Annotated in this window: 12 protein-coding genes and 1 pseudogene; 4 read left to right on the forward strand and 9 right to left on the reverse strand. The window is 70.7% G+C overall.

From position 1 onward, the window contains the following. Position 1: 1 nt before the first annotated feature. Together LJ657_RS22745 and LJ657_RS22750 are read right to left on the reverse strand one after the other, a co-directional pair. Entirely contained in the window at positions 2 to 580 is a 579-nt protein-coding gene (locus tag LJ657_RS22745) for a TIGR03086 family metal-binding protein (RefSeq protein ID WP_232650572.1), read from the reverse strand. A 139-nt stretch (positions 581 to 719) separates the two neighbouring features. Next, entirely contained in the window at positions 720 to 1,067 is a 348-nt protein-coding gene (locus tag LJ657_RS22750; protein ID WP_232650573.1) for an SRPBCC family protein, read from the reverse strand. A gap of 122 nt (positions 1,068 to 1,189) precedes the next feature. Here LJ657_RS22750 and LJ657_RS22755 point away from each other — a divergent pair, with 122 nt between their 5' ends. After that, positions 1,190 to 1,513: an ArsR/SmtB family transcription factor gene (locus tag LJ657_RS22755; protein WP_232650574.1), complete on the forward strand. Its 324-nt coding sequence runs from the start codon at positions 1,190 to 1,192 to the stop codon at positions 1,511 to 1,513. After that, entirely contained in the window at positions 1,510 to 1,947 is a 438-nt protein-coding gene (locus tag LJ657_RS22760) for an SRPBCC family protein (protein ID WP_232650575.1), read from the forward strand. Before LJ657_RS22755 ends, LJ657_RS22760 begins: the two co-directional genes overlap by 4 nt. Before the next feature lie 21 nt (positions 1,948 to 1,968). Here the strand turns inward: LJ657_RS22760 and LJ657_RS22765 are convergent, their stop codons facing one another. The 3 genes from LJ657_RS22765 to LJ657_RS22775 form a co-directional block, all read right to left on the reverse strand. Further along, positions 1,969 to 2,448 carry a DUF1003 domain-containing protein gene (locus LJ657_RS22765; RefSeq protein WP_232650576.1) on the reverse strand — a complete coding sequence of 160 codons (480 nt, stop codon included), beginning with the start codon at positions 2,446 to 2,448 and terminating at the stop codon, positions 1,969 to 1,971. Positions 2,449 to 2,606: 158 nt separating this feature from the next. Beyond that, entirely contained in the window at positions 2,607 to 4,247 is a 1,641-nt protein-coding gene (locus LJ657_RS22770; RefSeq protein ID WP_232650577.1) for an ABC-F family ATP-binding cassette domain-containing protein, read from the reverse strand. Between the two features lie 35 nt (positions 4,248 to 4,282). Then, a complete protein-coding gene (locus LJ657_RS22775; RefSeq protein WP_232650578.1) occupies positions 4,283 to 5,314 on the reverse strand; it encodes an oxidoreductase in 1,032 nt (343 codons plus the stop codon). Positions 5,315 to 5,380: 66 nt separating this feature from the next. Between LJ657_RS22775 and LJ657_RS22780 the strand changes: the two genes are divergently transcribed. Next, positions 5,381 to 6,337: an FAD-dependent oxidoreductase gene (locus LJ657_RS22780; protein WP_232650579.1), complete on the forward strand. Its 957-nt coding sequence runs from the start codon at positions 5,381 to 5,383 to the stop codon at positions 6,335 to 6,337. Between the two features lie 91 nt (positions 6,338 to 6,428). Here LJ657_RS22780 and LJ657_RS22785 read toward each other — a convergent pair whose 3' ends face one another. Next, positions 6,429 to 8,381: a Xaa-Pro dipeptidyl-peptidase gene (locus tag LJ657_RS22785; protein WP_232650580.1), complete on the reverse strand. Its 1,953-nt coding sequence runs from the start codon at positions 8,379 to 8,381 to the stop codon at positions 6,429 to 6,431. A gap of 196 nt (positions 8,382 to 8,577) precedes the next feature. Between LJ657_RS22785 and LJ657_RS22790 the strand changes: the two genes are divergently transcribed. Further along, complete coding sequence (locus LJ657_RS22790) at positions 8,578 to 10,080, forward strand: M1 family metallopeptidase (RefSeq protein WP_232650581.1); 1,503 nt, start codon at positions 8,578 to 8,580, stop codon at positions 10,078 to 10,080. Between the two features lie 24 nt (positions 10,081 to 10,104). Here LJ657_RS22790 and LJ657_RS22795 read toward each other — a convergent pair whose 3' ends face one another. The 3 genes and pseudogenes from LJ657_RS22795 to LJ657_RS22805 all read right to left on the reverse strand — a co-directional run bounded on the left by LJ657_RS22795 (position 10,105) and on the right by LJ657_RS22805 (position 12,773). Continuing rightward, positions 10,105 to 11,019, reverse strand: coding sequence for a PfkB family carbohydrate kinase (locus LJ657_RS22795; RefSeq protein WP_232650582.1), 915 nt, complete (start codon positions 11,017 to 11,019; stop codon positions 10,105 to 10,107). After that, positions 11,016 to 11,141: pseudogene (locus LJ657_RS22800) on the reverse strand (Appr-1-p processing protein); the annotation flags it as partial. The gene LJ657_RS22795 and the pseudogene LJ657_RS22800, both read right to left, overlap by 4 nt. A 165-nt stretch (positions 11,142 to 11,306) precedes the next feature. After that, positions 11,307 to 12,773 (reverse strand): amino acid permease, encoded by a 1,467-nt coding sequence (locus LJ657_RS22805; RefSeq protein ID WP_232650583.1) that lies wholly within the window; start codon positions 12,771 to 12,773, stop codon positions 11,307 to 11,309. Positions 12,774 to 12,900 lie beyond the last annotated feature (127 nt).

Consider the following 12,900-nt stretch of genomic DNA (forward strand, 5'->3'; position numbering starts at 1 on the left):
TTCAGCCGTTCCAGCGGGGGTTCCGCCCGCTGACGGCGAGTGCCCGCTCGAAGGCGGGGGCGTCGGACGGCAACGGCACGGGCGGGCCGTAGCTGCCATTGGCACGTGCCTGCCCGGCGAGCTCCTCGACCACGCCGAGCGCCGTCCGGGCGGTGTCCGGGCCGAGGTCGAACGCGCGGCCGGTGGCGCGTGCCAGGTCCCAGCCGTGCAGGGCGAGTTCGTTCAGGGTGATCGACGCGGCGAGCGAGGCCGGCATCTCCCCCGGGCCGAACTCGGTGGTGCCTTCGTAGGACGCCGGATCCGCCCAGGCCGCCGCGGCCCGGCCCACGGCATCGGACAGTTCCTGCGGTGTCATGGCCAGGGCGGTGGCGTCCTCGCCGGGCTGCGCCTCCTTGCGGGCGGCGCGTGCGGCGGACAGGAGGGTCCCGCCCAGGTGGTCGACGAGCTGGGCGACGGTGAACTTCTCGCAGGGGGTGCGGTCCTGGAGCTGTTCGTCACGGATGCCGGAGGCCGTCACGGCGACGGCCTCGGCGCACTCGCGGATGGCGGGGTGCAGTGTGCTGTGCTGGGTGGCGTTCACGGGTTCTCTCCCTGTAGGGGTTCTCTGGCGGACCGGCCGGCATACGGCTGCGGTACGGCTGCGCTCACCCGGTGAAGAAGGGCGCGCTCTCACCGGTCTCGGCGTACTTCTTGAGCTGCACGAACTTGGTCGCCCAGCCTTAGGTGAAGTCGCGGTAGGCGTCGTCGACGGCGGGGAAACCGCCATGGGTGAAGCGCAGGGTGACACCGCCCTCCGGGCGGGCCAGGATCTCGTAGACCTGCTCGGTTCCGGTCCACGGGCCGTTCTCGCCCGCCAGGACCAGCCGCTTGCCGGGCTCCGCCTCGGTGACGCGCAGCCCCCACGCCCCGGGCACGCCCGGAAACTCCAGCTCGTGCAGGCTTCCCACACCCTCGCCGGCAGCGGCCGTGCTGGTGAACCAGCCCTGGATCCCCTCGGCCGTGGAGATCGCCGTGTACACGGTCTCCGGGTCGGACTCGATGGTCAGTTGCATCGCGATGTCGGGCATGACCTGTGTCCTTCCGTGGGCGCTCAGGGCATGGAGCCCGGACACCCGTCCTTCGATTTAGCCACTACTAAAATGTAGCTGCAGGGCTCCCCCGAATTCAAGTGGCGACTAAAATGAACTCCATGGATGCCGTACAGGTGGTCGCCGAGCCCCGGCGACGCGAGATCCTCCGCCTGGTGTGGGACGAGGAGCGGTCGGCGGGCGAGATCGCCGACCGGTTCGACGTCACGTTCGGAGCGGTCTCCCAGCACCTCAGGGTGCTCAGGGACGCCGGTCTGGTCACGCTGCGCCAGGACGGCAAGAAGCGCTTCTACCGGGCCGACCGCGAAGCCCTGGGTCCGCTGGCCGCGTATCTGCAGTCCATGTGGGCGGACAGGCTGGACACGCTCGCCGAGCTGTCGGAGGCTGCGGAACGCGCGGAGCGCGGCGAAGGGACGGACACGTGAGCGTCGATGCGGTCACCCTGGAGCGGCTGATCGCCGCCCGCCCCGAGACGGTGTTCTCCTTCTTCACCGACCGGGACAAGTGGCTGTCCTGGATGGGCGCGGACGGCACTTTCAGCTTCGAGCCCGGTGGCGGGTACCGGACGCGGGTCAACGGCGACAACGTCGCGGAGGGCCGTTTCGTCGAGATCGACCCGCCGAAGCGGGTGGTGTTCACCTGGGGCTGGGTCGACGGCGCGATGTCCGTGCCGCCCGGCTCCACCACGGTCGAGATCACCCTGGAACCGGTCGCCGAGGGCACCCTGCTCCGCCTGGTCCACCGCGGCCTGCCGTCCCCCGAGGCGTGTGCCGCGCACCAGGAGGGCTGGACGCACTACACCGGCCGTCTCGCGACGGTGGCGGCAGGCGGCGACCCCGGTCCGGACGACTGGATGTGAGGCGCGGCCTGTCCGACCCGCTCAGCTCTGCCCGGGAGGCGGAGCCGTGCCGCCGTTCATCCGGGCGCGGTTCTCCGCGAGCAGTTCCTGAACGCGCCGCTCGACCTCCGCGGGGTCCACACCGAGGGAACGGCCGATGTGAGCGGCCCACACCTCCGAGCGCACATTGGTCTCGAAGTCGAGATCGGCGCGGACGTTCTCGCGGGCGGCCTGGCGGTTCTGGCTCACCATCACGAAGGTGGACAGGAAGATCGCTTCCAGGCTGACGATCATGGTGAGCAGCCCGAAGGGGTACGGGTCCCAGACCGGCCCCTTGCCGAAGACCCCCTCGTTGCACACGATCCACACCGCGAACCACAGGGCGTGCAGATAGACGAACGCCATGGTGCCGGCGAACGCGGTGATCGCGTCCGCGATCCGGTCCTGGGTCCCGCGCATCCGTGCAACGACGTCCTGCTCGTGCACGATCCGCACCGTCGGCCGCTTCGCCGCAGCGCCCATGGTCTCCCCTTTGCTCGGCGGAATGTGCCGCGATGTGCCGTTGATCACCTGTGGCACCGTCGTGACGGGTCGCGCCCCGCGGCGGAGCCGCTGAGGCGACAGCCCCGCGCCCCCTTTGGGGCGCTGCGCTGAGCCGTAGCGGAATTCATCCGCCCTGCTCAGCGCTCCATGACTTTTCCGTCCGCCACCTCCAGGCGGCGGTTCACGTGGACCGCGTCCAGCATGCGTCGGTCGTGGGTGACCAGGAGGAGGGTGCCCTGGTAGGCGTCGAGGGCCGACTCCAGCTGCTCGATGGCCGGCAGGTCGAGGTGGTTGGTCGGCTCGTCGAGGACGAGGAGGTTGACGCCCCTGCCCTGCAGCAAGGCCAGGGCGGCGCGCGTGCGCTCGCCCGGGGACAGGGTCGCCGCCGGGCGCAGCACATGGTCGGACCTCAGGCCGAACTTGGCCAGCAGCGTGCGTACCTCGCCCGGCTCGGTGTCCGGTACGGCGGCGCAGAACGCGTCGAGCAGCGCCTCGGTGCCGTGGAACAGCTTGCGGGCCTGGTCGACCTCGCCGACCAGGACGCCGGGGCCGAGGCCCGCGTGGCCCGCGTCGAGGGGGATCCGGCCGAGCAGGGCGCCCAGCAGGGTCGACTTGCCGGCGCCGTTCGCCCCGGTCACCGCCACCCGGTCCGCCCAGTCGATCTGCAGTGAGACCGGGCCGAAAGTGAAGTCGCCGCGCCGCACCTCGGCGTCCCGCAGGGTGGCCACGACGGCACCCGAGCGCGGGGCCGACGCGATCTCCATGCGCAGCTCCCACTCCTTGCGGGGCTCCTCGACCACGTCGAGCCGCTCGATCATGCGCTGGGTCTGCCGGGCCTTCGCGGCCTGCTTCTCGCTGGCCTCGCTGCGGAACTTGCGGCCGATCTTGTCGTTGTCGTTGTTCGCCTTGCGGCGGGCGTTCTTGACGCCCTTGTCCATCCAGGAGCGCTGCATCTGGGCCCGGTCCTGGAGGGCGGAGCGCTTGTCGGCGTACTCCTCGTAGTCCTCGCGGGCGTGCCGGCGGGCGACGTCCCGTTCCTCCAGATAGGCCTCGTAACCTCCGCCGTAGAGCGTGATCTGCTGCTGGGCCAGGTCGAGTTCGAGGACCTTGGTGACGGTGCGGGTGAGGAACTCGCGGTCGTGGCTGACGACGACGGTGCCGGCGCGCAAGCCCTTCACGAACCGCTCCAGACGCTCCAGACCGTCCAGATCCAGGTCGTTGGTCGGCTCGTCGAGGAGGAAGACGTCATAGCGGGAGAGCAGCAGGGAGGCGAGGCCTGCGCGTGCCGCCTGGCCGCCGGACAGGGATGTCATCGGCTGGTCAAGGTCCACCGCGAGGCCCAGGGAGTCGGCGACCTCCTCGGACCGCTCCTCCAGGTCGGCGCCGCCCAGGTCGAGCCAGCGCTCCAGGCTGGTCGCGTACGCGTCGTCGGCGCCGGGTGCGCCGTCGACCAGGGCCTGCGTGGCCTCGTCCATCACGCGCTGCGCCTCGGCGACGCCGGTACGGCGGGCCAGGAAGTCCCGGACGGTCTCGCCGGGGCGTCGCTCCGGTTCCTGCGGGAGGTGGCCGACGGTCGCGGTCGGCGGGGAGAGCCGCAGCTCCCCCAGCTCCGGGGCGAGCAGCCCCGCGAGCATTCTGAGCAGGGTGGACTTGCCCGCGCCGTTGGCACCGACCAGCCCGATCACGTCTCCGGGCGCGACGACGAGGTCGAGCCCGGAGAAGAGGGAGCGGTCGCCGTGGCCGGCGGCGAGGTTCTTGGCGACGAGGGTGGCAGTCATCAGGGCGCCGATTTTAGCCGCCGCGCGCCCCGCCCTCAGCGCGCCATCGCCTCGACCAGCACGCTCCCCGCCGTCCGTGCCACCACGAACGACTCCCCCTTCACCGCCCTGGCGTCCAGGGCGATGCGGTGGCGGCCCGGTTCGAGGACGCCGTCGAAGACCTCGTGGGTGTGGGTCCGGTAGAGGCGGTCGAGACGGTACGCGGTGAGGCGGACCCGGCAGGGCGAGGTGACCTCGACACCCGCCTCGCCGTCTGCCGCCACCAGGTGGGTCAGGCGGCGCTGCTCCGCGGGACTGCGGTCCAGGGCATGTTCGATCTGGGCGACGAGGAGCGGGACGATCGGGGCGAGGCCCTCGACGTACACCACGTCGACGCCCGCCTGTTCGAAGGAGTGGCGTACGGCGGCGCGTTCCTCCCGGGTGATCGCGCGGCCGAAGGCGACGGCGCCGTAGGCGCGCAGTTCGTCGCCGGGGACGCCGCCCACGTCGTGGGCGATGTCGGCGCCGATGCCGATGGTGCGCAGGGCGGCGGCGAGCTTGGCGAGCAGGGCGACTCGGGCGCCGATGAGGAGGACGCGGCGGCGGGTGCCCGGGGGCTCCCCGGCGAGGAGGCCGGCGAGCGCGTCCCGGTACTCCGCGCCGTGGAAGCGGAAGGGCCCGATGCCGTGGTAACCGTTGAGTTCGAGGTCGGCGTGTTCGTCGGTCTGCCAGGCGAAGTCCCGCCAGACGTAGTCCTCCCCTTCTTGGCCCTCCCGCTCGATGATCGCGGTGACCGCGCCGCAGGCCAGATCGGCGCACTCGGGGCAGCCGTAGATGACGTAGCGGCCGCCCGGAAGCGGTGGCTCCGCCTCCAGCAGAAGGCCGCGGACCTGTTCGGTGAAGATCGCGGGTGGGATGTCGGAGGCGAGCGGGGAGACGGCGTCGAGGTCGGAGAGCTGGAACAGCAGCGGGCGTCCGTCGACGATGAAGTCCACGAAGTCCCGGTGCACTTGGTAGTCACCGTTGGCGAGGACTCCACCGGCACGCATCGCCGGTGCCAGGCCGAAGGTCGCGTACTCGGCAGACATGCTGTGAGTATCCCCAGAGTGGGAGCTGTCTGAGCACGGCATGACATATTCCGCTAACGTCCCCGCGTGGAGAGCGCACGGAACAACGATGTCATCGTGGTCGGCGCCGGGGTCCTCGGGCTGACCACGGCCCTCGTCCTCGCCGAACGCGGCATTCGGGTGCGGGTGTGGACGCGGGATCCCGTGGAGGCGACCACCTCGGCGGTTGCGGGCGCGCTGTGGTGGCCGTACCGGATCGAGCCCGTCGCGCGGGCGCGCGCATGGGCCCTGCAATCGCTCGACGTGTACGAGGAGTTGGCGGCGCGGCCCGAGTCGACCGGCGTACGCATGGTCGAAGGGGTACTGGGCGAGGCGGATCTCGACCGGGCCGAGGCCTGGGCGGCGGCCCGGGTGCCCGGGCTGCGGGCGTCGACGACCGAGGAGTACGCCGGGAGAGGGCTGTGGGCGCGGCTTCCGCTCATCGACATGTCGACTCATCTTCCTTGGCTGCGGGAGCGCTTGGTGAAGGCGGGCGGGGTGGTGGAGGAGCGTACGGTCGCCGACTTCGCGGACGTGGACGCGCCGGTGGTCGTCAACTGCACCGGGCTGGGGGCGCGTTCGCTCGTGCCGGATGCGTCCGTGCGGCCCGTGCGCGGACAGCTGGTCGTCGTGGAGAACCCGGGCATCCGCACCTGGCTCACCTCCACCGGGGTGGACGGAGAAATGGCGTGTTTCTTTCCGCAGCCCGGACGGCTGTTGCTGGGCGGTACGGCCGAGGAGGATGCCTGGTCGCTGGAGCCGGATCCGGCGGTGGCCTCGGCGATCGTACGGCGGTGTGCCGCTTTGCGGCCCGAGATCGCGGGGGCGCGGGTTCTGGAGCATCGGGTCGGGCTGCGGCCCACGCGGGATGCGGTGCGGTTGGAGGGTGAGGTGCTGCCCGACGGGCGGGTGTTGGTCCACAACTACGGGCATGGTGGGGCCGGTGTGACCGTGGCGTGGGGGTGTGCGGGGGAGGCGGCCGGGTTGGCTTGCCCGGCCGCCTAGCGCTCCGCGGGGTGCGCTGTGTGTCGACTGCGGCTGCGTCGTGGCTGGTCGCGCGGTTCCCCGCGCCCTTTGAGGGGCGCTACCTGGCCGCTCAGCCGTCTCCGGGTACACGATGTGCGGCGCTCGGATCGCGTACGCCCTTCAGGGGCGTTGCCGCGGGTGCGGCAGGTGGCTTGCCGGAGGTGGCCCGGGTGAATGCCGGTGCGCCTGAGACCAGCGGGAGGTCGGCCGAGGTGTGGGTCAGGTCCAGGGTGAGGGTGGGCTTGTCGGCCGGTGGGTCGATGAGGTCCTTGTCCGTGCCCGCGACGATCAGGGCGAGGCGGTGGCCGGCCGGGACGACGTGGTCGGTGGCCGCGAGGTCCAGGGTGACGGTGTACGCCTTGCCCGGGGTGAGCGGGACGCCCTTGAGGTCGGAGGCGTAGTTGCCGAGGTCGGCCCAGCCGCGGCTGAACACCGTGTAGTCGACCTTCGCCTTCTTGGCCTCGGTGGTCCTGAAGCAGGCGCTGTCGCCCGCCGTGCTCGCGCCCCAGCAGGTGCGGTCGGTGAGGGTGGTGATGCCCTCGGCGGAGTCGGCGTAGTCACGGATGGTGTCGGGGCCGAGGTCCACGAGGACGGCGGACAGGTGAGCCGTCCTGGTCGTCGGGGTCGCGGTGACGGTCACCTTGGAGGAGCCGGACAGGCGCAGCTCGTGGGTGAGGGGCTTGGTGACGAAGCCGGCCTTGTCGGGGGTCGACGTGTCGGTCTTCGCGGCCCAGTCGGTCTCGCTCAGCTGCGGGTTGTCGGTGAAGGTCTCGGTGCCGTCGCCCTTGGTGAGGCCGAGGGTGCCGACGCCCGCGCGAGTGCCCTGGTCCGGGCGCAGGGTCGTGGTCCGGGTGCCGCGCGGGGGCCAGGTCTGCGAGGTCACCCACTGGTCGGGGTGGCGTTCGATGTCGGCCATGGGCTCGCGGTCGATGCCGTTGTCGTAGCCGAGGAGTTCGTGGTCGAACCAGCGGTGCAGGGTGTCGGCCCAGGCGCCGCGGCGGAAGTCGAAGGGGTCGACGTGGCCGGTCTGGGAGAGCCAGATCTTGCGCTCGACGCCGTTCTTGGCGAGAGCGTCCCACCACTGACCGAAGTTCTTGGTGCGGACGTTGAGGTCCTGCATGCCGTGGGTGAGGAAGACGCTGGCCTTCACCTTGCTCGCGTTCCTGACGTAGTCGCGCTCGGTCCAGAACGGCGTCCAGTCGCCGGTGCGCGGGGCCCCGTCGACGAGCTTCTGCTGCACGGCGGCGCACTTGCCCCGGGCGCCGGGGTTGTCGACGTAGTCCGAGAGCGAGTCGGGGCCCGAGTCGGAGAACGGGGCGCCCTTGGCGAAGTAGTAGTCGTACCAGGAGGAGATGGCGCTGATCGGGACGATGGTCCTGAGGCCCTTGACACCGGTCGCGGCGACGCCGTTGGCGATCGTGCCGTCCCAGCTCTTGCCGATCATGCCGGTCTTCCCGTTGGTCCACGTCGCGCTGGCGGTCGTGGCGCCGGTGCGGGTCGTGTACGCCTTGGCCCTGCCGTTCAGCCAGTCGACGACGGCCTTCGCGGACTGGACGTCGGAGCGGCCGCCCACGTCGACGCAGCCGTCGGAGCGGTTGGTGCCGGCGAGGTCGACGCCGACGAAGGCGTAGCCGCGGGGCACGAAGTAGTTGTCGTAGAAGAGCGGCATCTGGACGACGTGGCCGTTCGCGTCGTACGTCTTCTTCTGGCTCTCGTTGCCGCGGCCGCAGCAGGAGTAGTAGGGGCTGGCGTCCATGATGACCGGGATCCTGCGGCCCTGCTGTGCGGGTTCGCGGGGACGGACGATGTCGACGGCGACCCGGTCGGCCTTGCCGTCTCCGTCGCCGTCGAGTCCGGTGTCCACCCATACGGCCTCGCGGATGGCGTTGCCGTAGGAGTAGACGGGGCGGCTCTCCTGCGGGGCACTGTGAGCCGCCGCCGGGGTGAGGAACGCTGCCGCGAGGGCGGCGACGGTCGCCGCTGCGAGCGGTCTCCAGGTCGTGAAGCGCATGCGTATGGGCATGCGCGGACGGTACATCGGTCAACTCCTGTGCAGAAGAGTGCAATCGGACGCCGGCGAGGCCCCTGAGGAAGCGGGGGCAGCAGCGCATGTCGGCCGAATGGCGATCGTGTGACACGTGGGGCCATGGACATGCCCGGGGACACAGGGACTGAATAGGCTCCGAACAGACCTCGTACTCCTACGACTTGGAGCTTTCGTGCACCGCAGAATCATCACGCCGGGCGCACTCGCTGCCGCGTCCCTGATGCTGGCGATCCCGGCGTCGGCCGCGAGCTACTCCCCCGGCGCACCGGGCATCGGCGACCCCTACTACCCGGACTACGGCAACGGCGGATACGACGTCTCCCACTACGACCTGCGGCTCCAGTACCAGCCCGCCACCGACGAGTTGGCCGGTACGGCGACGATTCTGGCCAGGACCACGCAGGATCTGTCGAGCTTCGACCTGGACTTCCTGCTGGACGTCAGCGAGGTGCGGGTCAACGGCGCGAAGGCGTCCTTCGCGACCTCGGGTCAGCACGAGCTGGTGGTGACGCCGAAGGCGCCACTGGCCAAGGACACGCCGATCACCGTGGTGGTCCGCTACAGCGGGGTGCCTTCCACGAAGAGCGCGTACGGCTTCAACACCTGGCACCGCACACCGGACGGGGCGGTCGCGGCGGACGAGCCCGAGGCGGCCTGGTGGTGGTTCCCGAGCAACGACCACCCGCTGGACAAGGCGACCTACGACGTGTCGGTGGCCGTGCCGGACGGCACTCAGGCCATCTCCAACGGCACGCTCCAGTCGACGAGTTCGAAGCTCGGCTGGACCCGTTACAACTGGCGCGAGAACAAGCCGCAGGCGACATATCTGGCCACGCTCGCGGTCGGCAGGTTCGACATCACGACCAGCACCTCCGAGGGCGGCGTGCCGGTCGTCAACGCCTACAGCAAGGACCTCGGCGACAACGACGGGGCCGCGCGGGCGAGCGTGGAGCGCACCGGGGAGCTCGTCGACTGGCTGAGCGGCTACTTCGGGCCGTATCCCTTCAGCTCGGCCGGCGGGTACGTGCCGAACACGACCACCGGGTACGCGCTGGAGACCCAGACCCGCGTGTACTACAGCCCGAAGCAGTTCGCGAACGGCTCCAACACCTCGGTGGTCGTGCATGAGCTGGCGCACCAGTGGTACGGCGACAGCGTGTCGCTGAAGGGCTGGAAGGACATCTGGATCAACGAGGGCTTCGCGCGGTACGCGCAGTGGCTGTGGTCCGAGCACGAGGGCGAGGGCACGACGCAGCAGCTCGCCGACTACGTGTACGCCTCGCACCCGGCCGATGACGCGTTCTGGACCGTCAAGCCGGGTGACCCCGGGGCGGACAACCAGTTCGACATCGCTGTCTACGACCGGGGGGCGCTGGCGGTTCAGGCACTGCGGAACGCAGTCGGCGATGACGCGTTCTTCGCCATTCTGAAGGGGTGGCCGCAGACGCACGCGTACGGGAACGCTTCCGTCGCCGACTTCCAGGCCTACGCCGAGCAGGTGTCGGGGAAGTCGCTGTCCTCGTTGTTCGACACGTGGCTGTTCCAGCCGACGAAGCCGGCCGCACCGGCGGCGCGTTCGGCGTCGATCGCGAAGACGGCGGCGGCTCCCGCGCAGCCGAGGTCGTGGAAGAAGATCGAGGCGACGAACGACGTGCACGGGCACGGCGAGCAGTAGGGCGGGGGCGGCGGGGCCGCTGCCCTACGGCCGCGGCTCCGTCCCCGCCGCCAGGGCGAGCAGCGCGTCCCGGCTGATCGCCTCCGTCTGCGTAGAAGGGATCGTGCAGGCATAGGCGCCGGCGATGGCGCCGTACAAGGCGCAGCGCTGTGGAGTTTCGCGGTTCAGCCAGCCGTGCAGGAAGGCGGCGGCGAAGGCGTCGCCTGCGCCGTTGGAGTCCACCACCGGGGCGGGCGGCGCGACGGGCGCGATGCGGGTCAGCTCTTCGTCGGCCAGGAGGTACGCGCCCTTCGCACCGGCGGTGGCGACGACGACCTCGGCCCGGCCGCGGTCCGCGATCCGGCGCATCGTGCGTTCGGGGTCGGTGAGAGCGGTCGCGGACAGGAAGACGACGTCCGCCGCGTACGCGAACGGTTCCTGGTAGGTGTTCCTGCCGTCCCAGTCGTGCAGGTCGGTGGAGATGGTGGCGCCCGACTCGCGCAGGAGTGGCAGGGTGTCGGCGCAGGGCTGGGTGATGGCGACGTGCGCGTGGCGGCTCGCCCCGGCGAGCGCGCGTACGGTGTCCTGCGGGAAGTGGTCCTCGCCCTGTGTGCGGCTCACGTCGTACAGCGACAGGCGTCTGCCGTCGGGGCCGACCAGGTTGACCGCGCGCTTGGTGCCGGCGGGGTGGGGGACGGCGGTGAGCGCGATGCCGTGGTCCCGGTGCAGGGCGCGGACCAGGTCGCCCTCGGGGTCCTCGCCGAGCATGTCGAGGTGATGGACACGCAGCCCGAGGGCAGCGAGCCCCAGGGCCACGAAGTCGCCGGTCTGTCCGGCGCGGGTGCGGATACCACGCTCGATCATGTAGCTGTCGGCGTACGGCAGCGGAAGCTCCGGCACGTACACGATGGTGTCCACGCCTGCGCCGCCCAGCACGAGGACGTCGGTGTCACGGCTCAACTCTGGCCCTCCCCATTGTCGTAGACGGTGGCCTTGACGCCCCGTTTCACGAGCCGCTCGGTTATCAGCGGTTCGATGCGGGACCATTTGCCGCCGGCCAGTCCGCAGCCTATCCGGGGCATGGCGCTTCGCTGGTGGGGCGGGGCTCTCTCGCCGTGGGCCATCCGGACAGGGCGTCCGCAGTTCGTACATGGCTGGTCGCGCAGCTCTCCGCGCCCCCTTGGGGCGCGTGCCCGGCCGCGCGACGCCAGAAGCGGGGCGGCATCCACCCCGGAGTCCTGCTCGGGTTACTTCGTCAGCCCGTTCAGCTCCCGCTCCTCCACCCGACCGACCCTGCGACGTACCGCGAACCAGCCGCCGACCAGCAGCGCGGCGATCACAGGGATGAGGAGCAGGGTCTTGCGGCCGACCTCGGGGTCGTTCCACATCAGGGCCAGGACGGCGACGAGGAAGGCGATCGTGGTGATCTCCGTGACCGGGCTGCCGGGGAGGCGGAAGGACGGCCGGATGAGCAGGCCGGCCTTGGCGCGGCGGACGAAGACCAGGTGGCAGATCATGATGATCACCCAGGTCGAGACGATGCCCAGGGAGGCGACGTTCAGCACGATCTCGAAGGCCTGGCTCGGCATGAGGTAGTTGAGGCCGACGCCGAGCACGCACACCGCGCAGGTGAGCAGGATGCCGCCGTAGGGGACCTGGCTGCGGTTCATACGGGCCGTGAACCTGGGCGCCGAGCCCGCCGTCGCCATCGAGCGCAGGATGCGGCCCGTCGAGTACAGGCCCGAGTTCAGCGAGGACATCGCGGCCGTCAGCACCACCAGGTTCATCACGTCGCCCGCCGCCGGGATGCCGATCTTCGACAGGACGGTGACGAAGGGGCTCTGGTCCGCCGAGTACACCGAACCCGGGAGCAGCAGGGCCAGCAGGACGACCGAGCCGACGTAGAAGAGGCCCACCCGCCACATGATCGAGTTGACCGCGCGCGGGACGACCTTCTCCGGCTCGGCGGTCTCGCCCGCGGCGACGCCGACCAGTTCCAGGGCGGCGTACGCGAAGATCACGCCCTGCATGACGAGGACGACCGGCATCAGGCCGTGCGGGAAGACCCCGCCGTGGTCGTTGATCACCGACAGGCCCGGCGTGTGGCCGCCGACCTCGTGCCGGGTGGCCAGCAGGAAGATGCCGATCAGCATGAAGCCGACGAGCGTGGCCACCTTGATGATCGCGAACCAGAACTCCATCTCGCCGAAGATCTTCACCGAGATCAGGTTCACGGCGAGCACGACGGCCAGCGCGATCAGCGCGAGCGTCCACTGCGGGACGCTCGTGAACATGCTCCAGTAGTGCGTGTAGAGCGCGATCGCGGTGATGTCGGCGATTCCGGTCGTCGACCAGTTCAGGAAGTACATCCAGCCGGCGACGTACGCACCCTTCTCGCCGAGGAACTCGCGCGCGTACGACACGAAGGAACCGGAGGAGGGGCGGTACAGGACCAGCTCGCCCAGGGCGCGGACGACGAAGAAGGCGAAGATGCCGCAGACCAGGTAGGCGAGTGCGAGGGCCGGGCCCGCGTTGTGCAGGCGGCCGCCGGCGCCCAGGAAGAGGCCGGTGCCGATCGCGCCGCCGATGGCGATCATGTTGACGTGGCGGGCCTTGAGGTCCTTGCTGTAGCCGGCGTCGCCCGCGTCCGCGGGCGCCTGGGCCGCGTCGGTCCGGGTGGCGGCCTGTGCCGTGTCCACGGCGTCCTTGCTCACAGGTGGTTCCACTCTCTGGTGCGCCCGAGCGGATCGCGCTCGGGTGTCCGGACGTTCTCGGTCGGCGCTCTCGGTGGAAGGCGCGGACCAACGCGGCACCTTCCCCCAGCAGGCGGTGCGCATGCGA

This window comes from Streptomyces guryensis (genome assembly GCF_021261325.1).
GTDB lineage: Bacteria > Actinomycetota > Actinomycetes > Streptomycetales > Streptomycetaceae > Streptomyces > Streptomyces guryensis.